The following is a 22,474-nucleotide window of genomic DNA, read 5'->3' as shown; positions in this document are numbered from 1 at the left end:
TCCTTTAATAAAGAGGCTTATAGTTGGCTGGCAAGATCGTAATCGGCTTCGCCGATCGCGGGGATATCAGTCATACCGGCTAATACTTCAACCACGTGCCGGGCTTCAATCGCTTTACCTTCGCGTTTCAGCTTGCCGGCCATATTGAGCAGGCAGCCCAGATCGCCACCGAGCAGGGTGCTGGCGCCGCTGTTACTGATGTTGTCGGTTTTATTGCTAACCATGCGGTTGGAGATTTCCGGGTATTTGACACAAAAAGTACCGCCGAAACCGCAGCAGGTTTCCGCTTCCTCCATCTCATTGATAGTCAGGCCATCAACCTGTTGCAGTAGTTTGCGGGGCTGATCTTTTACCCCCAGTTCACGTAATCCGGCGCAGGAATCGTGGTAAGTGACAGCGCCATCGAAGTGCAGCTTATTGAGGTTATCCCGTAACGTATCCAGACCCATAACATCAAACAGGAATGAGGTAATTTCATGGCTCTTTGCTGCAAGCTCGGTGGCGCGGGCAAAGTATGAATCTGTTTCAGCAAACAGATCCGGGTACTGATGCAGCATACCGATACAGGAGCCGGACGGGCCGACAACGTATTCATAGCCATCAAATGCATCGATAGTCTGGCGGGCAATATCTGCAGTGGTTTTACGGTCGCCCGAGTTAAACGCAGGTTGCCCGCAACAAGTCTGTCGTTCGGGTACTTCAACACTACAGCCAGCCTGTTCCAATAGTTTAACTGTGGCGAAGGCTACCGATGGGCGGAACATATCGGCCAGGCAGGTAACAAAAAGGCCAACGCTTGGACTTGAAATCGAAGGGCTGGTAACTGAAGGGCTCGTATCTGATAGGGGCATCGGGGTTACCTGTGTTCTTATAATATACAACCGGTTTGGCGCGGGTCGGTAAAGGCTATAACTGCAAATCGTGAATCAAAGATAGTTAAGGGCAGCGGAAAAAGAAATGCTACACTGCCAACTGGTCTGACCAAAAGCGGAATGGAAATCATCTCGATGACACAAAATCTGAGCGAGCAGCTGATTCAGAGTCTTAAAGAGGACCTTTATACCGGAGAGTTACTGCCCGGCAGTTCGTTAATGTCGCAACGTAAGATGTCGGAACATTATGGTATGTCCAGGGCGACGGTAAGAGAAGCCGTCGGGTTATTGGAGGCTGAGGGTTTTATCGAAGTACAGCATGGCGGCAAGACCCTGATCAATAATCTGTTGGAGCACTATTTCGATCTGCCCTTAGAAGGCTTAGGTGATAACCTTGAATTCCAGATGCAGGTGATGGATGTGCGGGCGATGCTGGAGGGTGAGGCTGCTTTCTATGCAGCCCGGCGAGCTACTGACCAACAATTGCAAGCTCTGACGCTGGAATATAACAGAATGCAACAGCGCGGGCAGCGTGAGACCACACTGGCTAAAGCCAAGGAGGATCTGCGTTTTCATATGATGATCGCCGAATCATCGCACCATCTGTTAGTTATCTCTTTCAGCCAGATATTCTATAGCCGTTTCTTCAATGCGATTTATGGTGTGCTGTCGCGTACCCTGAAACGCTACGGCCGCTATCCGGACGGTATTCGCGCCCAGCATGGTACTATCTATCAGGCAATTATCTCCCGGGATGCAGATGCTGCCCGTAATGCGGCGGTAGAACATATCCTCTATACCCGTAGACATCTGGAGGGAGAGCCCGTTGATATTTGACGCTGTTGGCTAAACTTACTTTAGCTAAACTGGCTACTGAATCGGGTAGGTGAAGCAGATGGCGGTGCTGAATGGTAAGTCGGATGAAAAACTGAAAGAAAGACTTAGTTGCAAGGCTTTGTTGCTGGACCTTAGTGGTGTGATATATCAGGGCAGTGCTGTTATTCCTGGTGCTGCTGAAGCTGTTGAACAGGCGCGTAAGCTTGGTCTGACCTTGCGCTTCGTTACCAATACTGCGAGTAAGTCGACAGCAATAATCATCACTCAGTTGGCTGAGATGGATATAACTATCGGCCATTCTGAGCTATTTACAGCACCAATGGCGGCAAAAGCCTATATTGACCAGCATCGATTGAGGCCCTATTGCCTGCTGCCACCTGCCGTTGCTGATCTGTTTGTTCACTATGGTGAACACACAGCTAATGCGGTACTGCTGGGTGATGCCCGTGACGGACTTAACTATCATTCACTTAACCAGGCGTTTCGGCTTTGTAATCAGGGTGCTCCCCTGATCGCTATAGGGATGAACCGCTATTTTATGGGTGATGATGGACTACAGTTGGATGCCGGCCCGTTTGTCCGCGCGTTGGAGTGGGCTGCGGAAACACGGGCGGTAGTATTGGGCAAGCCCAGTGCTGAGTTTTTCCAGCAAGCGGTCGCATCAACAGGTTTTGAGCCTTCTGAGTGTATGATGGTAGGTGATGACTGGCAAGCCGATGTTGTAGCTGCTTTAAGTGCCGGATTGCAGGCGGTTCAGGTAAAAACCGGTAAATTTCAGCCATCTGATCTTGAAAAAATTCCTCCACAGGTCCCTGTGATTACATCAATTGCTGAGCTATTGAAGTCGATTGCAGATTAAGTGGTCATTGCGGCGAGTTATTTCCTCTTATTCAGGTGCTCGTTTGAAATAGCTTTATAGCGCGCTATCCGGTAAAATCCCCCGCCTTCATGCGGCTACCTGGTTTGTAGCGGCATATCGAATTTTTACGAAGTGGCCTTTGGTAGGGGTCACCACTGAAAACTAAGGAATCAAGATGCCTGTAATTACCCTTCCTGATGGCAGCAAGCGGGAGTTTGCTAACGCCGTTACTGTATTTGATGTTGCCGCTGATATCGGTGCTGGCCTGGCTAAAGTTGCCCTGGCCGGAAAAATTAATGGTGATGTGGTGGATACCTCCCACATCATTACCGAAGATGTTGATCTGGCGATCGTAACGCCCCGTGATGAGGAAGGGCTTGATGTAATTCGTCATTCCTGTGCACACCTGATGGCGATGGCGGTTCAGGATCTGTTTCCTACAGCGCAGGTTACTATTGGTCCGGTTATCGAGAATGGTTTTTACTACGACTTTGCTTATGAGCGTCCGTTTACCCCGGAAGATCTGCTGAAGATCGAAGCGAAGATGAAAGAGCTGGTAAAGGCTAATCATCAGATCAGTCGCTCCCTGATGAGCCGCGACGAAGCAGTGAAGCTGTTCGACGAGAAGGGCGAGAAGTATAAGGTTGAGCTACTGGAAGCGATTCCGGATGAGCAGGATCTGTCGTTCTACTCTCAGGGCGATTTTATCGACCTGTGTCGTGGTCCTCATGCGCCTTCTACTGGTCATATCAAGGCGTTTAAGCTGATGAAGGTTGCCGGTGCCTACTGGCGTGGTAACTCTGATAACGAGATGCTACAGCGTATCTACGGTACTGCCTGGGGGGATAAGAAAGAGCTTAAAGCCTACCTGCACCGCCTGGAAGAAGCTGAGAAGCGTGATCACCGTAAGTTGGGTAAGCAGCTGAACCTGTTCCACCTGCAGGAGGAAGCGCCGGGTATGGTGTTCTGGCACCCGGATGGCTGGAAACTGTATCAGACGATTGAACAGTACATGCGTTTCAAACAGCGTCAGCATGACTACGACGAAATTAAGACGCCTCAGGTTGTTGAACGTAGTTTGTGGGAGAAGTCCGGTCATTGGGATAAATTCTCCGACGAGATGTTTACCACCCATTCAGAAAGCCGTGACTTTGCTATCAAGCCGATGAACTGCCCGTGTCATGTTCAGGTATTCAATCAGGGTCTGCGCTCATACCGTGATCTGCCTTTACGTTTGGCAGAGTTTGGTTGCTGTCACCGTAATGAACCGTCCGGTGCGTTACATGGCATCATGCGGGTGCGTGGCTTTGTCCAGGACGATGCGCATATCTTCTGTGCTGAAGATGCGATTCAGAGTGAAGTTGCTAAATTCATCGACTTCCTGCATGAAGTGTATGCTGATTTTGGTTTCACCGAAGTGATTTATAAGCTGTCGACCCGCCCTGAAAAACGTGTCGGATCTGATGAAGTCTGGGATAAGGCCGAGAAAGCACTGGGCGATGCGCTGGACGCGGCAAATCTGGATTGGGATGAGCTGCCAGGTGAAGGTGCCTTCTATGGCCCTAAAGTTGAGTTCTCGCTGAAAGATTGTCTGGGTCGGGTATGGCAGTGCGGTACCATTCAGGTTGATTTCTCGATGCCGGGTCGCTTAGGTGCGCAGTTCGTTAATGAGGCGGGTGATCGTGAAACACCGGTTATGCTGCACCGTGCGATACTGGGTTCATTTGAGCGTTTTATCGGTATTCTGATTGAAAACTTCGCCGGCGCATTGCCGACCTGGTTGGCACCTCAGCAGGTGGCGATTTTGAATATTACCGATAAGCAAGCCGAATATTGCCGTGAAATTGAAGAAAAATTGAACGATCTTGGATTCTTTTCCCGTGCGGACTTGAGAAATGAGAAGATCGGCTTTAAAATCCGCGAGCATACTATTCAGAAGGTTCCTTATTTACTGGTTGTCGGTGATAAGGAAGTAGAAACCGGGTCCGTTGCTGTAAGAACTCGGACCGGTGAAGACCTCGGCACATTGTCGATAGAAGAGTTTTGTGATCATCTGGCGCAGGATGTTGCGCAGAAAGGTCGCAAAGTTTAATAAATTTATTGGAGATACCACTATCAAGCGCGATAACAGAAGAGGGCGTCAAGAGCGGAATAAGCCGCCGATTAATGAAAATATCAGCGCCCGCGAGTGTCGGTTGATTGGTCCAGATGGAACACAGATAGGCGTTGTGTCTATCAAAGACGCCCTAGAGGCGGCTCAAGAAGTTAGCCTTGACCTGGTGCAGATTTCTGACTCAGATCCAATCGTCTGTAAAGTGATGGATTACGGTAAGTATCTGTACGAGAAGAAGAAAGAAGCGAATGCTGCAAAGAAAAAGCAGACGCAGATGCAGGTTAAGGAAGTGAAATTCCGTCCTAATACGGAAGTAGGGGATTATCAGGTAAAACTACGCAACCTGATACGTTTCCTGGAAGGTGGCGATAAGGCTAAGGTAACCCTGCGTTACCGCGGCCGTGAAATGGCACACCAGGAGTTAGGCATGCAGCTATTAAACCGGATCGAAAAGGATCTGGAAGAGTTGGGTGTCGTTGAGCAGCGTCCGAAAATGGAAGGCCGCCAACTGATCATGGTCATTGCTCCTAAAAAGAAAAAGTAGTTTGACTGACGACTTAACCCGTTCTGACTCATTATGAGCCGGTTGCGGGTTTTGCTGTTTGTTCAGGTGAAATATAATTAACGAATGCGTGGGGAAAATTGTAATGCCTAAAATGAAATCTTGCAGCGGCGCTGCAAAACGTTTTAAGAAAACTGCTAACGGCTTTAAGCACAAGCAGTCTTTCACAAGCCATATCCTGACCAAGAAGTCTACTAAGCGTAAGCGTCAGCTGCGTCCATTGCTGCAGGTTCATGCAGCGGACCAAAAGCTGATCAAGCGTATGTTGCCTTACATCTAATTAGTAGAACTCACAGAATTAAGTTAGGAAGAGAATAATATGGCTCGTGTAAAACGTGGTGTAGTGGCACATCGTCGTCACAAGAAGATCCTGAAAAAAGCTAAAGGTTATTACGGTGCTCGTAGCCGTGTATTCCGTGTAGCTAAACAGGCAGTTATCAAAGCTGGTCAATATGCATACCGCGACCGTCGTCAGCGTAAGCGTCAGTTCCGCGCGCTGTGGATTGCTCGTATCAATGCTGCGGCCCGCATCAATGGTCTGTCCTACAGCCGCTTTATTGCTGGTCTGAAGAAAGCATCTATCGAAATCGATCGTAAGGTGCTGGCTGATCTGGCTGTTCACGAAGCGCAAGTATTTGCTGCTATCGTTGAAAAAGCAAAAGCTGCACTGTAAGACACCCTTACCTTCTGGTAAGTATTGATCGTTGTGATAGGGGAAGGGTGTGAGCTCTTCCCCTATTTTTATTTGGAGCGGTAAATGGAAAACATTCAAATCCTGTTGGCAGAAGGCAAGCAAGCTGCAGAACAGGCAACCAGCACTCAGGATCTGGATCAGGTTCGGGTTCAGTATCTCGGTAAGAAAGGTCATCTTACCCAGCTATTGAAAGGCCTTGGAGCACTGTCTGCGGAAGAGCGTCCTCAGGCGGGAGCTAAGATTAACGAAGCCAAGCAGGCGCTGCAGGACGTGCTGAACGAGCGTAAGACGGGTCTTGAATCTGCGGCGCTGGAAGCGAAACTGGCAGAGGAAACCATCGATGTATCCCTGCCGGGGCGCGGCCAGTCTTTTGGTGGTCTCCATCCGGTCACGAAAACCCTGGAGCGGATCGAAGAGTTTTTCGCCCGTATCGGCTACAGCGTTGCTGAAGGTCCGGAGATTGAAGATGACTACCATAACTTCGAAGCTCTGAATATTCCGTCGCACCACCCGGCCCGGGCGATGCACGATACTTTCTATTTCAATGCGAATACTCTGCTGCGGACCCATACCTCCGGTGTTCAGGTGCGTACGATGGAGAGTAAGCAGCCGCCGATCCGTATTATCTGTCCGGGTCGTGTTTACCGTTGCGATTACGATCAGACCCATTCGCCGATGTTCCATCAGGTAGAAGGCCTGATTGTGGATAAGGACATCAGCTTTGCCGACCTTAAAGGCACGCTGGAGCAGTTCCTGCGCGAATTCTTTGAAGAGGATGTTAAAGTCCGCTTCCGTCCGTCTTACTTCCCGTTCACTGAGCCTTCTATTGAAGTCGATATCGATCGTGGTGACGGTCGCTGGATGGAGGTGCTGGGTTGTGGCATCGTGCATCCGAAAGTATTTGAATACTCTGGCATTGATCCGGAAGAGTACACCGGCTTTGCCTTCGGTATGGGTGTAGAGCGTCTGGCTATGCTCCGTTACGGCGTTAATGACCTGCGCCTGTTCTTTGAAAACGATCTTCGGTTCCTGGGTCAGTTTAACTAACAATAGTTAAATATCTGGTAGAGCAAAACAGAGACGTTTAAAAAGTAATTAACAAAATTTCGGATTGAGTAACATGAAATTCAGCGAAAATTGGTTACGCGAGCTGGTGAACCCGGCCACCGATACACAAGGTATTGCCGACCAGATCACGATGGCTGGCCTGGAAGTAGACGAAGTCCTGCCGGTTGCCGGTCAGTTCAGTGGAGTGGTTGTCGGTGAAATTCTGACCGCCGAGCCGCACCCTAATGCCGATAAACTGCAGGTTTGTCAGGTGTCCGATGGCAGCGAACAGTTTCAGGTTGTATGCGGTGCGCCGAATGCCCGTGCCGGCCTTAAAACGGCATTTGCTAAAGTCGGGGCTGTCCTGGGCGGTCCTGATGGTAAAGAGTTTAAAATTAAGAAAGCCAAGCTGCGTCAGGTTGAATCCTTTGGCATGTTGTGTGCCGACGATGAGCTGAGTATCTCTGAGGATCACGGCGGTATCATGGAGCTGGCAGCGGATGCGCCAGTCGGCACTGATCTGCGTGAATACCTCGATCTGAATGATTCCATCATCGATGTCGATCTGACGCCTAATCGGGGTGACTGCCTGTCTATTGCCGGTCTGGCTCGTGAAGTCGGTGTGCTTAATAAAGCACCGGTGACCTACGTTGATGTTGCTCCGGTGGCGCCGAGTATCGATGATACTGTGACGATTACCCTGGAAGATCCTGAAGGCTGTCCACGTTATCAGGGCCGTATCATCCGTAATGTTGATATGTCTGCTGCCACCCCTCTATGGATGGTTGAGAAACTGCGTCGTTGCGGTATCCGTTCTATCGATCCGGTAGTTGATGTAACGAACTACGTCCTGCTGGAGCTGGGTCAGCCGATGCATGCGTTTGACCTGAGCAAGCTGAGTGGCGGTATTGTCGTACGCAAAGCTAAGCAGGGTGAGAAACTGACGTTGCTGGATGGTAATGAAGCCGAGCTGAACGATAAAACCCTGGTAATTGCCGATAGCGAAAAAGCGGTAGCTATGGCGGGTATCTTCGGTGGTGAGGCGACAGGTGTAACAGCTGAGTCTAAAGATATCTTCCTTGAGTGTGCTTATTTCAACCCGATTACGATTGCTGGTCGTGCCCGTTCATACGGCTTGCACACCGATGCTTCACACCGCTACGAGCGTGGCGTTGACTGGCAGCTGCAGCGTAAGGCGACCGAGCGTGCGACACAGCTACTGCTGGATATCGTAGGCGGTGAAGCTGGTCCTGTAGTTGAAGCGGTTAGCAATGAAAATCTGCCGACTTCCTCTACTGTGAAACTACGTCAGAGCAAGGTTAATCAGGTGCTGGCATTTGCGATGCCTGCGGCTGAGATTGAAGAGATTCTGACTCGCCTTGGTATGCAGGTCGAAAGCAGTGGTGAAGGTGAGTGGACTATCGCTGTGCCGTCATACCGTTTTGATATCAGTATCGAAGCCGATCTTATTGAAGAGCTGGCGCGGGTTTACGGCTACAACAACCTGCCGGTTAAAGTGCCGACTGCCGAGCTGAATATGATCGCCGACGATGAGTCTAAAGTTGGTATTAAAGATGTGCGACGTCAGTTAATTGCCGCCGGTTATCAGGAAGCGATCACTTACAGCTTTATCGAAAAGGGTCTGGCGGCTCAGTTTGATGATAAGCATGAGGCGAAAGCGTTGGCGAACCCAATCTCTGCGGAGATGGCGGTAATGCGTACGACTATCTGGCCGGGTCTGGTTAAAGCACTGCAGTACAATCAGAATCGTCAGCAGGGACGTGTACGCCTGTTTGAGACAGGTCAGCGCTTTTTGCCGGAAGGTGATGAGCTGATTCAGGAAAACGTCATTGCAGGTCTGATCTGTGGCCCGCGTCAGGCTGAAGGCTGGACCGCTGATAGCGCGACTGTGGATTTCTTTGATATCAAGGGAGACGTTGAAGCTCTGCTGGCATTGGGTGGTTGCCCGGAACAGTTTAGCTTTGTTGCAGGTCGTCATGTGGCACTACATCCAGGCCAGTCTGCTGCGATTCAGCGTAATGGCGAGACGGTTGGCTACATGGGTGCGCTGCACCCTGAGCTGGTTAAGTCACTGGGTCTAAATGGTCCTGTATTCCTGTTTGAGATCGTTCAGTCGGTGGTGCTGGATGGTCAGTTGCCACGCTTTGGCAGCTTGTCTAAATTCCCTGAAAGTCGTCGTGACCTGGCGCTGTTGGTTGATGAGAATATTAGTTTCGAATCGATTCGTTTGGTTGCTAAAGAACAGGGCGGCGAGTTCCTGAAAGCGGTTACTCTGTTTGACGTTTATCAGGGTAAGGGGGTAGAGCCAGGGCAAAAAAGCTTGGCTTTGGGCTTGACGTTACAGCATCCATCGCGCACTCTTAATGATGAAGAAGTCAACGAAGTCATTGATTTTGTTGTGTCTGCACTGAAAAAACAGTACGGTGCTACATTAAGAGAGTAAGCGACAGGGGTGTTCTGATGGGCTCTTTGACTAAAGCGGATATGGCTGAGCGCCTGTATGAAGAGTTAGGGCTGAATAAGCGCGAAGCTAAGGAGATGGTGGAAGCCTTCTTCGAGGAAGTTCGTGCCAGTCTGGCCGGCAATGAGCAGGTAAAACTGTCTGGCTTTGGTAATTTCGACCTGCGTGATAAGCGTGAGCGGCCCGGTCGAAATCCGAAAACCGGAGAAGAGGTGCCTATCTGTGCTCGTCGTGTAGTAACCTTTCGGCCGGGGCAGAAACTTAAGGATCGTGTAGAGGCCTATGAGGGAGACTGAACAAGTCTCGGAAGATCTGTCACCGATCCCAAATAAGCGCTACTTCACCATCGGTGAAGTAGCGCGTTTGTGTCAGCTCAAACCCCACGTGCTGAGATACTGGGAGCAGGAATTCGAGCAGATCAGCCCGGTTAAGCGCAATGGTCGGCGTTACTATCAGCGCCAGGACGTATTGATTATCCGTCAGATTCAGGGCTTGTTGCACGAGCGCGGTTATACCATCAGTGGTGCCCGTCAGTGGCTCAGTAGTGATCAGGCTGAAGATGATACCGCGCGCTATAAACAGCTTATCCGGCAGTCTATTGCTGAGCTGGAAGAGATCAGTAAACTACTGAAATCCTAGTATAAAATCCGCTACAAATCTGAAAAAAGTACTTTTCTCAAATTTCCTCATGGCGTACCATAATGCCTGTTCTGAGACGCTCGTCTCATTCCATGTCGGGACATAGCGCAGCCTGGTAGCGCACTACTCTGGGGGAGTAGGGGTCGTGGGTTCGAATCCCGCTGTCCCGACCAATATCTATTCTTGTTTCTGTAGTTGTTAATTCTGTATACAGGTTCTGCAGGGTCAGGTGTGCCTGGATAAAAGTGGCTAGAACGCGACTGCGTCGCTTGCTAGTAGCTAGAAAAATCAAAAGCTAAAAGCTAAAGGCCTTCTGAATATAGAGCCTGCCAGGACATACTCAGCACTTCTTAAGATTGGTAGGTTGGTCTGAGTGAAACGAAGCCCAACAATCCGTCAAGCAGGCAACTAAGTGGACCTCTGCTTGCTGGTAGCCAGAAAAATCAAAAGCTAAAAGCCTTCTGAATATAGGGTCTGCCAGGACATGCTCAGCACTTTGTATGATTAGTCGGTTGGTCTGAGTGAAACGAAGCCCAACAATCCGTCAGGCAGGCCGCAAAGCGGAGCTTTGCTAGCTAGAACATGACTGCGCCGTTTGCTAGTAGCTAGAAAAATCAAAAGTTAAAAGCCTTCTGAATATAGAGCCTGCCAGGACATACTCAGCACTTCTTAAGATTGGTAGGTTGGTCTGAGTGAAACGAAGCCCAACAATCCGTCAAGCAGGCCGCAAAGCGGAGCTTTGCTAGCTAGAACATGACTGCGCCGCTTGCTAGTAGCTAGAAAAATCAAAAGTTAAAAGCCTTCTGAATATAGAGCCTGCCAGGACATACTCAGCACTTCTTAAGATTGGTAGGTTGATCTGAGTGAAACGAAGCCCAACAATCCGTCAAGCAGACAACTAAGCGGACCTATGCTAGCTAGAACATGACTGCGCCGCTTGCTAGTAGCTAGAAAAATCAAAAGCTAAAAGCCTTCTGAATATAGAGCCTGCCAGGGCATACTCAGCACTTCTTAAGATTGGTAGGTTGGTCTGAGTGAAACGAAGCCCAACAATCCGTCAAGCAGGCCGCAAAGCGGAGCTTTGCTAGCTAGAACATGACTGCGCCGCTTGCTAGTAGCTAGAAAAAGCAAAAGCAAAAAGTCTTCTGAATATAGAGTCTGCCAGAACATACTCAGCACTTCTTAAGATTGGTAGGTGCCATCTCTCCAAACCAGCTACAACTTTCTTAACAAAGTCTGGCTGGTTGTGAAGGGGGGGCAGGTACGAATCCTGATGTCCCGAAAAACAGTCCGGGTCATTTCTTGGCCATCACTCATTTGGTTATTAATTCTTTGTGCAGTGTCTGCAAGGTTTAGTCTGTCCTGAGCGAAGCGGCTATCTGCTGCGCGGCTGCTGAGTCATATTTGGCATATAAAGGGTATGGCTATGTAAAGGAGGGGGCTTTTAGATGTGGGGAAGTTAAACGGTTGTTCCATATATAGGTTTGCTTTTGGTGTCAAGTAAAGGAGAGGGTTTGTTTGTGTAACTTTTGCTTTACAGTGCCCATTTTGGGTATGTTGCGTTTGTTGTGTGCTTAGAATGACAACTAGTCTGCATTAGCGGAGGGGGGGAATTAATAGATATATCCACTCTGTGATGGCGCATTTACATGATGTAAATGTGTGGAATTCAACCAGGTTATTCTGCTCTGGTGCTATGACAGAATAACGACCTGACTCAGGTGGTATGTAGTCATGCCAAGCGAGATACCCGGGCATAATATTTCAGGTTTGCATAAAGCTCATATTGAGACCGAGCTGAAATGTGCGACTGAAGCCCGCACAGCCAGAGCGGGTAAGTCAGCTGATCCATCCCGGATAAAACCGTTGCCTCAGGCAGATCAATATGATCGCAAAAGCCTGGAGCTTATCCTGAAAGAGCTGGGTCAGGAGTGGATTGAGTGGCAGTGTCGTATGGTGGCGGGCATCATTCGCGGCGTGCTTTTCCTCCCCGATAATAGCGGTGATTCAGGGTCGATAATCGCGATCTGGCCTGGCGAAGGAGAAGGTGAACAACAGCTGACGGATGTTGCAGTACAAGCGTTGACAAAAAACCGGGGTGTAACACACTCCCATAAACGCTATGGGCCAGAAGGGCAGAGGATATGCGATCTGGTTGCTACGCCTCTCATTGTTGATAATAAGCCGGTAGCGGTTGTGGCTGTTATGCTCTCACAGCGTTCTAAGCCTCAGCAACATGCTGTATTGCAACTGCTGCAATGGGGCGGGATGTGGATGGAAACATTGTTCCATCATCAGAACTTTGTAAAGCAGGAGGCGGGTTCCTTATCTTCAGAGCTGATGGCGGCAATTCTCAGCCATTCTTCGTTTCAGTCAGCTGTTATGGATATTACTAACCGCCTGGCAGATCAATTTGGCTGTGAGCGGGTCAGTATCGGTTACCGTAAAGGCCTCACCGTTCGTTTGTATTCATTATCCCATGTTGCAAGTTTTTCCTCCCGCAGCCAGTTGGTGCGCACGCTTGAAGCGGCCATGGAAGAGGCGATAGATCAGAACGCTATCATTTCCTATCCGGAAGAGCAGGGTAGTGAGTCTTTCGTAAGCCGTGCCCATGCTAAGTTATCGGAGCAGCATGGCTGTGGAACTATTTTTACTATGCCTCTGACTGGTTGTTCAGGGGCTGTCGGTGCTATTACGTTTGAGCGTGAAGCAGGCCGGCCCTTCGATAAAATAACCATGATGTTATGTGAGTCACTGGTGAGGATTGTTGCCCCCCTGCTGGAGTTGAAACAGCGGGAGGAGCGCTCTGTCTGGTCCCGGAGCAGTGAAGCTTTATTGAAGCTCACCGGTGGCGTTATAGGTCCTGCCCGTCTTAAGTTGAAATTACTCAGCCTGGCAGCGGTCTTTTTGTTAACGGCTCTCGGCTCTATTGATGGTGTCCATCAGGTGACGGCTCCTGCAAGCATCGAAGGTGAGGTTCGTCAGATGCTGGTAGCGTCGCAAGAGGGGTATATCAAAGAGGCGGGGGTCCGGGCTGGCGATCTTGTTACTAAAGGGCAGCAGATAGCCGTACTGGACGATCGAAACCTGCAACTGGAATCCAGAAAGTGGCAGGGCGAGCGAAACAAAATCGAAAAAGAGTATCAGGATGCTCTGGCCAGACATGAGCGTACTAAACTCAGCGTCCTGCGAGCCAGGCTGGAGCAGGTGGATACTGAACTGAAAATGGTCCGTGAGGCCATAGAGCGAACTCAACTAAGGGCTCCTTTTGATGGCATTGTGGTTAGTGGTGATCTTAGTCAGTCATTGGGAGCCCCGGTTGAGACCGGGCAGGTACTGTTTGAAATAGCACCTCTGGAGAGCTATCGGGTGGTGATGGAAGTAGATGAACATGATGTCGCGGGCGTGGGCGGGGGTAGGTCAGGTCATCTGATATTTGCTGCTTTACCGCAATCATCTTTCGACATTGTTGTCGATCAGCTACATCCGATCGCTGTTTCCGGTGAGTCGGGTAACTATTTCAGGGTTGAGGCTTCGTTGGATCAGCCCTCCTCCCTGTTGCGCCCCGGAATGCACGGAGTGGCAAAGGTTGATATGGGACAGAGAAGTTTGCTCTGGATATGGACCCATGGGGTAATCGACCGAGTCCGGCTCTGGTTGTGGGCTGTAGGGTGGTAGTTATGACTGATGCCACTGAAAGTCAGGATTGGGTAATAATTAGCAGGCTGCAGCCGCAGCTACGCCGGCATGTCAGAATTTACCCTCAGGTCTACCGTGGTCAGCGTTGGTATGTTCTGAGAGATGAGTCGGATGGACGCCATCTTCGTTTTACTGCTTCCGCCTATGAATTTATTGCGCGCCTTGATGGTTCGCTCAGCGTTGAGAGTGCCTGGCAAAAAGCCTGTACCGCATTGGGTGGGGAGGGGCTGAGTCAGGATGAAGTCATCATTCTGCTGCATCAGTTATTTGCCATCGATGTACTGAGATCTGATCTGCCTGCCGATGCCCGGGCTTTCTTTAGCCGGTTCCAGAATGATCGCAGTATGCGACGTCTGCGAATGATTATGAATCCGCTGGCGATACGAGTGCCATTGCTGGATCCCGATGTTTTGCTTAACCGGTTAATACCCTGGGTACGTCCGCTGTTTTCTAAAGGCGGGGCTTTAATATGGTTTCTTGTGATGGCGTTTGCCAGTCTTTTGCTGCTGGCAAATGTATCAATGATCAGCACTGCTCTGGATAAAAACATTCTTTCTCCTGATAACTTTTTGATGATGTTGCTGGTGTTTATCATTATCAAAATTGTGCATGAATTTGGTCATGCTTTTGCGGTGAAAATGTGGGGGGGCGAGGTGCATGAGATGGGCATTACGCTGCTTGTCCTGGCTCCGGTTCCTTATGTTGATGCTTCTGCGGCCTGGGGGTTCCGGGATAAGTACAAGAGAGTGCTGGTGGGGGCAGTGGGGATTTTGGCGGAACTGTTTCTGGCGGCGCTGGGCTTGCTGGTGTGGTTGACGGTTGAGCCAGGCCTGATAAAAGATGCGGCACTGAATGCTTTCTTTGTCGGCAGTGTTTCAACCTTGCTGTTTAATGCTAACCCTCTGCTGCGCTTTGATGGTTATTATGTACTGCAGGACCTGATTGAAATTCCCAATCTTGCCACTCGCGCAAGCCGTTACTATCTTTATCTGATTCAACGCTATCTGTTTGGCCTGAAGCAACTCTGCTCGCCAGTAACGGGTAAAGGTGAAGCGGTCTGGTTTAGTATTTATGGCCTCGCCGCTTTCTTCTATCGTTTGATTATTCTGGTGCTGATCGTCCTGTTTCTTATCGAAGAGTATCTCGTGGTGGGTGTTGTCCTTGGTATCTGGGCGGCAACAACACAACTGATTTTGCCATTATTCCGAGCCTTACGTTTTCTGCTTTTGGGGAACGCGCTCAATGGCAGGCGTTTGCGCGCAACTTTAGCATCATTACTGTTGCTGGGAGGGGGTAGTGCTGTCTTGATATTTCTGCCTGTATCTCAGACGACAAGTGTAGAAGGTGTTGTATGGGTTTCAGATCAGGCTCAGGTTTATGCCGGAGCCGAAGGGGTTGTTGCTGAGCAACTAGTAGCCAGCGGCACCCCTGTTGAGGTAGGTACCCCAATAATTCAGATGCGTGCTTTTTCATTAGATTCCAGGATTGCCAAGCTGGAAGCTCGCAGGCGTGAGCTTTCTATCCGCAGTGCCGCCGATAGGGTTGAACGTCGATTGCAGTCAGCAATGGTCGATGAAGAGGTGGCTGTGGTAGAGGCTGAACTGGCGCTTCTTCGGGAGCAAAAATCTGCCCTGTTGGTACGCAGTCGTGCGGCAGGAATATTTGTAATGGCAAACGATCAGCGTTTTAAGGGGCAGTATCTGCTTCAGGGTGCGCTGATCGGTTATGTGTTCAGCAGGCAGAATCTGATTATTCGGGCGGTTATCCCTCAATCTGAAATCGGTCTTGTCCGGCAACAGGTAAACCATGTGGAAGTGCGCTTCGCTGAGCGACTGGATGAAGTGCTGGAAGTTAGTGTTATCAGACAAAAACCGTCCGCAAGTACGACGCTGCCAAGCCGGGCATTAGGGGCAGCAGGGGGCGGTGATATCGCAGTGCGGATGAACTCGAAGAATGGGCTTACCGCAGCTGAAAAAGTATTTCAGGTCGATCTGGGATTACCAGATGATTTTGATGTAACGGGAGTGGGAGAAAGAGCGTATGTGCGATTTGACCATGGCGCTGAGCCGTTAGCTGGTCAGTGGCTGCGCAGTGGTCGTCAGTTGTTGCTCAGTCGCCTTTCTTTTTAAAAATGCAAACCATCATCGCTGTAAAAAGTGATTGTTGGTAATCAACAGATAAGGATGTCATCGATGCCTTCAGGATAAGAAAGCGGTGAGTGTGTGGCGGGTGATTATGATGAATAAGATAAGAAAGCACCTCCTGTCTGTAGTTATGGCGACAGCTGTTATGAGTGTGGCCGCAGAGGAAAATGAATACTGGGTGGTGGATGATGCCGGCAGTATTCCTGAACTGGATTGCGTTATTCAGCCCAGTGACACAGTCGATGTTGGCAGTGCCGTATCCGGCGTGGTTGAATCGATCCATGTTCATCGAAGCGATCTTATAAACAAGGGGGATATTCTGGTTGAGCTTGAATCCAGTGTTGAGCAGGCAACATTGGAGCTGGCCAGGACCCGGGCACAACTGAACACGAGCATCAGGTTGCGACAGGAAGGTGCAGCTTTTGGCTCAATGACCCAGCAACGAAATCAGGAACTGCTGCAAAAAGCAGTTATCTCCCAGCATGAGATGGATCAGCTGCGCACTGAAACCCGGATGGCAGAGCTGCAGGTCAGGCAGGAAAAGGATAATAAGCGCCTTGCCGGGTTGGAATATCGTCGTGCAGATGCCGTATTAGCGAAGCGGACTATCCGCAGCCCCGTAACCGGGGTGGTGATGGAACGCTTTAAAGCAGTCGGTGAATATGTTGAGGATGGTCCCCTGTTACGGGTCGCCCAGCTTGATCCGTTACATGTCGAAGTGATTGTGTCAGTAGACTATCTTGGTCGTATCGTTCCGGGTATGAAGGCTGAGGTTACGCTGAACCTGATGGGTTCGGGAACTCATCTGGCTACGGTGCAGCGGGTTGATCGGGTTGCAGATGCAGCCAGTGGCACCTACGGCGTGCGACTGAGTCTTGCCAATCCCGAGTATAAGATAGCCGCCGGACTTCGTTGCCGTGTTAATTTCCTGCCGCCGGAGCAGATGGCTCCGAAAAAGATGGCAGTAAGTAGCACTGATCAGGTCCCCTTACCGAAAGGTGATCTCCCCATAGTACAGACCACCTCTGAAATGTCAGTGTTGCAGGGCAATACTTCCACCGGGGTAGTGCAGCATCCAGGGCAATGTTACACCGCAGGTCCTTTTGAGGATGAAGATGAGGCCCGGCAGTTATTTGCAGGGTTGGAAGTACCGCTGGTAGAGCAGGCTTTACGCAATGAGCGGGTTAAGCAGAAAACTGGCTATTATGTTGCTGTTAAACCGGTGACAAAATCGGTCGCTGATGAGCTGGCGTTTGATGAAGGCCTTAAGTCGGTGGGAGTAGTTGAGTCCTTTAAATTATCAAGGGGCAAATATAAAGGTTGGCTATCATTAGGTTTTTACAACCATCCTGGTACCGCGGTTAAGTTGCAGAAAAAGCTTGCCGTAAAGGGTATCGACTCAAAAGTAATCCCCCTTCGCCAGGCCGTTACCCGCTATTGGGTGGATCTCTCAGTCGCCGCTGGTGGGGAGTTACCCGGGCAATTACCGGATACGGTTACTGCCAGATCGCCTGACGCCAAAATAAGCCCGGTTGCCTGCTCCACCTCTATTGCGCATCTGACCGAGACTGATGCAGGGAGGTTGTGATGAACAGGCAGAAAGGTAATAAGTCACGCACCCTGCTGATTGAAGCGCTTGAACCCAGGATTCTTTTCTCGGCTGACCTGCTTGGCGGGGCTGCTGAAAGTCTGGCTACTGAGGATTCGCTAGCCTCAACACTGGAAGACACTGTCGCTATCTTTGAGCAACAAAGGCTGGTAGCCCAGCAGCAGGACTCTGAAAATAATATTGCTTTGTCGGAGGCAGAGGTTACTCCCACGGTGACTGAACTGCTGTTTGTCGATTCCCGTACCCCTGATTATCAACTGCTGATCAGTGATCTTGCGATGGATGACAGTCGCCAGTTTGAGGTGGTATTTATCGGTGCTGAGGAAAGCGGCTTACAGGTAATCAGCGATACCCTGACTTCATACCAGGATGTGGAAGCTGTGCATCTGGTTTCTCATGGCAGTGCGGGCGAAGTGACTTTGGGCAGTGATATCCTGTCGCAGGAAACTCTGGCTGACCACAGCGTAAGTCTTAGTAGTTGGCAAGAGAGTCTGGCTGAGGATGCCGATCTTCTGCTCTATGGCTGCGATCTGGCTGCCTCTGTCGAGGGCGTCCAGCTGGTTGATTCTCTGGCCCTGCTTACCGGTACCGATGTTGCAGCTTCGGTTGACCTGACTGGTAGTTCGTCACAAGGGGGAGACTGGGACCTTGAGTATACCTCAGGCAGTGTCGAGACCAATGTTGCATTCGGTACGGATATTCAGCAGCAATGGTCGTCGGTGCTGGCTAATACGGCTCCGGTTTTGGCGGGAGCCAATGATCTGACCGATATCGATGAAGATCCTCTCAGCAATTCAGGTGCTTCTGTTGCGGATCTTATCGCTGGCCAGGTCACAGATCCGGACCCGGATGCTTCCGGTATCGCAGTGGTAGCGGTTGATAACAGCAACGGCACCTGGGAGTACAGTACCGATTCCGGAACCAGCTGGACCGCTTTCGGTTCACCGGATATATCCAGTGCACTATTGCTGGCTGATGATGGTAGTACCTATGTTCGATTTGTGCCTGATGCTGACTGGAACGGGACAGTAACCGACGGAATCAGCTTTCATGCCTGGGATCAGACCAGTGGTATCGCAGGTGGTACTGCTGACCTGAGTCCCACAACCCAGAATCTGCTTGATGAGTTCAGTAATCCCCCTAGTTACGATAATAACCACGGAACTGAGACATGGTCCGGCAGCTGGATGGAAAACGATAGTGCAGGTCCGGTGAATGTGAATACCGGTAACTTCAGTATTAATCAGGAGACCCTGGAAATCGTGCCTGAAACAACCGGTGACTGGATCTATCGTCAGGCCGACCTGACGGGCGCAATCTCCGCCAGTCTCTCTTTCTCATACGACAATAGCCTGTCAGGAGCACAACAGGTTGATCTTCAGGTTTCGGAAGATGGCGGCCTGACCTTTACAACCATCGAAAGCTTTACGACCGGATCAAATACCGGGACCGGTACTATCCTGACCGATATCACAGCCTATATTGCTGACGGCCTGCAGGTCCGGTTTTATGTTGAAACCGGAGAAAACGGTAATCCGAATGATAACCTGAGAATAGATGATCTGCAGATTGAGTTTACTCGCAATGATGCGGTTGGTGGGGCAACGGCCTTTAGCTCTGATGTGGCCAGCAGTGATATAACGGTTAATCCAGTGAATGACCTTCCGGTTGGACTGCCGGTGATCAACGGTACCGTGACTGAAGACCAGACCCTGAGTGTCGATACCACCGGCATCAGTGATGTCGATGGCCTGGGCAGTTTCAGCTATCAATGGTTGCGTAATGGCTCGGTGATCAGCGGTGCCACCGGTACCAGCTACCTGTTGGGGGATGCCGACGTCGGCACACAGATCTCAGTACAGGTTTCTTATAGCGATGGCCACAGTACCAGTGAGATGGTGACCAGTGTCCAGACAGCGGCGGTGGGTAATGTTAACGATCTGCCAGTGGGTTTGCCTGTGATCAACGGTACCGTGACTGAAGACCAGACCCTGAACGTCGATACCAGTGGTATCACCGATGATGATGGCCTGGGCAGTTTCAGCTATCAATGGTTGCGTAATGGCTCGGTGATCAGCGGTGCCACCGGTACCAGCTACCTGTTGGGGGATGCCGACGTCGGCACACAGATCTCAGTACAGGTTTCGTATAGCGATGGCCACAGTACCAGTGAGATGGTGACCAGTGTCCAGACCGCGGCGGTGGTCAATGTTAACGATCTGCCGGTGGGTTTGCCTGTGATCAACGGTACCGTGACTGAAAACCAGACCCTGAACGTCGATACCAGCGGTATCGCCGATGATGATGGCCTGGGCAGTTTCAGCTATCAATGGTTGCGGGATGGCTCGGTGATCAGCGGTGCCACCGGTACCAGCTACCTGTTGGGGGATGCCGACGTCGGCACACAGATCTCAGTACAGGTTTCGTATAGCGATGGTCACAGTACCACTGAGATGGTGACCAGTGTCCAGACCGCGGCGGTGGTCAATGTTAACGATCTGCCGGTTGGGCTGCCGGTGATCAACGGTACTGTGACTGAAGACCAGACCCTGAGCGTGGATACCAGCGGTATCACCGATGATGATGGCCTGGGCAGTTTCAGCTATCAATGGTTGCGTAATGGATCTGTGATCAGCGGTGCCACCGGTACCAGCTACCTGTTGGGGGATGCCGACGTCGGCACACAGATCTCAGTACAGGTTTCGTATAGCGATGGCCACAGTACCAGTGAGATGGTGACCAGTGTCCAGACCGCGGCGGTGGGTAATGTTAACGATCTGCCAGTGGGTTTGCCTGTGATCAACGGTACCGTGACTGAAGACCAGACCCTGAACGTCGATACCAGCGGTATCGCCGATGATGATGGCCTGGGCAGTTTCAGCTATCAATGGTTGCGTAATGGCTCGGTGATCAGCGGTGCCACCGGTACCAGCTACCTGTTGGGGGATGCCGACGTCGGTACACAGATCTCAGTACAGGTTTCGTATAGCGATGGCCACAGTACCAGTGAGATGGTGACCAGTGTCCAGACCGCGGCGGTGGTCAATGTTAACGATCTGCCGGTTGGGCTGCCGGTGATCAACGGTACTGTGACTGAAGACCAGACCCTGAACGTCGATACCAGCGGTATCGCCGATGATGATGGCCTGGGCAGTTTCAGCTATCAATGGTTGCGCGATGGCTCGGTGATCAGCGGTGCCACCGGTACCAGCTACCTGTTGGGGGATGCCGACGTCGGCACACAGATCTCAGTACAGGTTTCTTATAGCGATGGCCACAGTACCAGTGAGATGGTGACCAGTGTCCAGACCGCGGCGGTGGGTAATGTTAACGATCTGCCAGTGGGTTTGCCTGTGATCAACGGTACCGTGACTGAAGACCAGACCCTGAGCGTGGATACCAGCGGTATCACCGATGATGATGGCCTGGGCAGTTTCAGCTATCAATGGTTGCGTAATGGCTCGGTGATCAGCGGTGCCACCGGTACCAGCTACCTGTTGGGGGATGCCGACGTCGGCACACAGATCTCAGTACAGGTTTCGTATAGCGATGGCCACAGTACCGATGAGGTGGTGACCAGTGTCCAGACCGCGGCGGTGGGTAATGTTAACGATCTGCCAGTGGGTTTGCCTGTGATCAACGGTACTGTGACTGAAGACCAGACCCTGAGCGTGGATACCAGCGGTATTGCAGATGATGATGGCCTTGGAAGTTTTAATTACCAGTGGCTGCGAAACGGTTCTGCAATTAGCGGTGCTAATAGTGCTGCTCATCAATTGGATGATGCCGATGTCGGTAATCAGATCTCGATAGAGGTTGCCTATACCGATGCGAATGGCACTGACGAGATGCTGCTTAGTGGTCAGACTGCAGCGGTGAATAATATAAATGATCTTCCGGTCGGTCGGCCTGCTATATCAGGCGTTGCGCAGCTGGATCACATCTTAATGGCGAATACCTCTCCTATCTCTGATGATGATGGATTAGGTAGTTTCAGTTACCAATGGCTGCGGGATGGATCTGCGATTTCCGGGGCTGAGAATTCTACTTATCAGCTGCAGGGAGAGGATTTAGGGGCAAAAATATCAGTACAGGTAAGTTACGTTGATGCTTTTAGTGCCAGTGAAATGGTGACCAGTGTTGAAACTCCTCCGGTAGCCAATGTACCGGTTCCGGATGAAGGCGGTGATGCGGAAGAAACAGGAGAGGAGGAAGAGGAACCTGCTGTTGAAGCCGAAGAGGTTGATGAGACGACCGGCGATTTTGAGGAAGAGAACCCGCAATCTGAACAGACCATTGTTACGGAAGAAAGTGTCAGCAGTAGCCTGACCGGTACCGTCGTTTTACCTGAGGTAGAAACGGTGTCTCCGTTAGATAGTGTGGCGTTGTTAAGCGTGGTGACTGATGTTTCAGCAGGCAGGGATCCCTATGAATATCAGGAACAGACTATTGAACCTATTCCTCCTAAAACAATCGATTTGCGAAACCTGGATATCGCTTCTTACAGTGAGTATGGCAATGAGTCTGTGCTGGTTAACTCTGTGATCGATAACCGTTCTTTTGTTGCTGAGCTCGACGTGATGAAGCTGGAGCTTGATAGCGCGGTAGAGGACAGCGAGGCCCGCTATCAACTGGGAGGTGAGACTGCTATCGGTATCACCATGAGTATCTCAGCCTGGTTTGCCATCTGGATGTTCCGGGCGGGTTCACTGCTGGCATGTTGTTTGTCTGTACTGCCTTTATGGACGCAACTTGATCCGTTGCCGGTTCTCGGCGCAACAAAAGGTAAAAAAGATAAGCAACTGGCTGAAGATAGCTTATCGGGCAGTGGCAGCGGTCCGGAAGATGACAGAGTTGATGAGTTGTTCAGGCAGCAGGACTCTGATTGAAACAGGACTCTGAGTGATTGGGAGGGTG

15 protein-coding genes and 1 tRNA gene are annotated in these 22,474 nt (G+C 50.7%); 15 read left to right on the top strand and 1 reads right to left on the bottom strand.

Going from position 1 to position 22,474, the window contains the following annotated elements:
- Positions 1-17 precede the first annotated feature (17 nt).
- Positions 18-851 (bottom strand): (Fe-S)-binding protein, encoded by an 834-nt coding sequence (locus ACQUQM_RS14495; RefSeq protein WP_432470605.1) that lies wholly within the window; start codon positions 849-851, stop codon positions 18-20.
- A gap of 156 nt (positions 852-1,007) precedes the next feature.
- Between ACQUQM_RS14495 and ACQUQM_RS14490 the strand changes: the two genes are divergently transcribed.
- From ACQUQM_RS14490 to ACQUQM_RS14420, 15 genes are all read left to right on the top strand, one after another.
- On the top strand, positions 1,008-1,709 hold the full coding sequence (locus tag ACQUQM_RS14490; RefSeq protein ID WP_432470604.1) for a FadR/GntR family transcriptional regulator: 702 nt from the start codon (positions 1,008-1,010) through the stop codon (positions 1,707-1,709).
- Between the two features lie 58 nt (positions 1,710-1,767).
- Complete coding sequence (locus ACQUQM_RS14485; protein ID WP_432470603.1) at positions 1,768-2,568, top strand: TIGR01458 family HAD-type hydrolase; 801 nt, start codon at positions 1,768-1,770, stop codon at positions 2,566-2,568.
- Positions 2,569-2,743: 175 nt separating this feature from the next.
- Positions 2,744-4,660, top strand: coding sequence for a threonine--tRNA ligase (thrS, locus tag ACQUQM_RS14480; protein ID WP_432470602.1), 1,917 nt, complete (start codon positions 2,744-2,746; stop codon positions 4,658-4,660).
- A complete protein-coding gene (gene infC, locus ACQUQM_RS14475; protein ID WP_432470601.1) occupies positions 4,632-5,225 on the top strand; it encodes a translation initiation factor IF-3 in 594 nt (197 codons plus the stop codon). The genes thrS and infC overlap by 29 nt, the downstream gene beginning before the upstream one ends.
- 103 nt (positions 5,226-5,328) lie before the next feature.
- Positions 5,329-5,523, top strand: coding sequence for a 50S ribosomal protein L35 (gene rpmI / locus ACQUQM_RS14470; RefSeq protein ID WP_432470600.1), 195 nt, complete (start codon positions 5,329-5,331; stop codon positions 5,521-5,523).
- Positions 5,524-5,562: 39 nt separating this feature from the next.
- Positions 5,563-5,916 carry a 50S ribosomal protein L20 gene (gene rplT, locus ACQUQM_RS14465; RefSeq protein ID WP_205658109.1) on the top strand — a complete coding sequence of 118 codons (354 nt, stop codon included), beginning with the start codon at positions 5,563-5,565 and terminating at the stop codon, positions 5,914-5,916.
- Positions 5,917-6,000: 84 nt separating this feature from the next.
- Complete coding sequence (gene pheS / locus ACQUQM_RS14460; RefSeq protein WP_432470599.1) at positions 6,001-6,984, top strand: phenylalanine--tRNA ligase subunit alpha; 984 nt, start codon at positions 6,001-6,003, stop codon at positions 6,982-6,984.
- Positions 6,985-7,057: 73 nt separating this feature from the next.
- Positions 7,058-9,448: a phenylalanine--tRNA ligase subunit beta gene (gene pheT / locus ACQUQM_RS14455; protein ID WP_432470598.1), complete on the top strand. Its 2,391-nt coding sequence runs from the start codon at positions 7,058-7,060 to the stop codon at positions 9,446-9,448.
- 17 nt (positions 9,449-9,465) lie between these two features.
- On the top strand, positions 9,466-9,762 hold the full coding sequence (ihfA, locus tag ACQUQM_RS14450) for an integration host factor subunit alpha (protein ID WP_432470597.1): 297 nt from the start codon (positions 9,466-9,468) through the stop codon (positions 9,760-9,762).
- Positions 9,749-10,105, top strand: a complete 357-nt coding sequence (locus ACQUQM_RS14445; protein WP_432470596.1) for a MerR family transcriptional regulator — start codon at positions 9,749-9,751, stop codon at positions 10,103-10,105. Before ihfA ends, ACQUQM_RS14445 begins: the two co-directional genes overlap by 14 nt.
- 96 nt (positions 10,106-10,201) lie before the next feature.
- A tRNA-Pro gene (locus ACQUQM_RS14440) sits at positions 10,202-10,278 on the top strand.
- A 1,561-nt stretch (positions 10,279-11,839) separates the two neighbouring features.
- Entirely contained in the window at positions 11,840-13,783 is a 1,944-nt protein-coding gene (locus tag ACQUQM_RS14435) for an efflux RND transporter periplasmic adaptor subunit (RefSeq protein WP_432470595.1), read from the top strand.
- Between the two features lie 2 nt (positions 13,784-13,785).
- On the top strand, positions 13,786-15,933 hold the full coding sequence (locus tag ACQUQM_RS14430; protein ID WP_432470594.1) for a hypothetical protein: 2,148 nt from the start codon (positions 13,786-13,788) through the stop codon (positions 15,931-15,933).
- Positions 15,934-16,039: 106 nt separating this feature from the next.
- On the top strand, positions 16,040-17,536 hold the full coding sequence (locus ACQUQM_RS14425) for an efflux RND transporter periplasmic adaptor subunit (RefSeq protein WP_432470593.1): 1,497 nt from the start codon (positions 16,040-16,042) through the stop codon (positions 17,534-17,536).
- Complete coding sequence (locus tag ACQUQM_RS14420) at positions 17,536-22,446, top strand: DUF4347 domain-containing protein (RefSeq protein ID WP_432470592.1); 4,911 nt, start codon at positions 17,536-17,538, stop codon at positions 22,444-22,446. Before ACQUQM_RS14425 ends, ACQUQM_RS14420 begins: the two co-directional genes overlap by 1 nt.
- The last annotated feature ends 28 nt before the right edge of the window (positions 22,447-22,474 follow it).

The sequence above is a fragment of the Amphritea sp. HPY genome, assembly GCF_050870985.1.
Taxonomy (GTDB): Bacteria; Pseudomonadota; Gammaproteobacteria; order Pseudomonadales; family Balneatricaceae; genus Amphritea.
The sequence above is the reverse complement of the archived record's forward strand: the minus strand, read 5'-3'. Positions and strand labels throughout refer to the sequence as shown.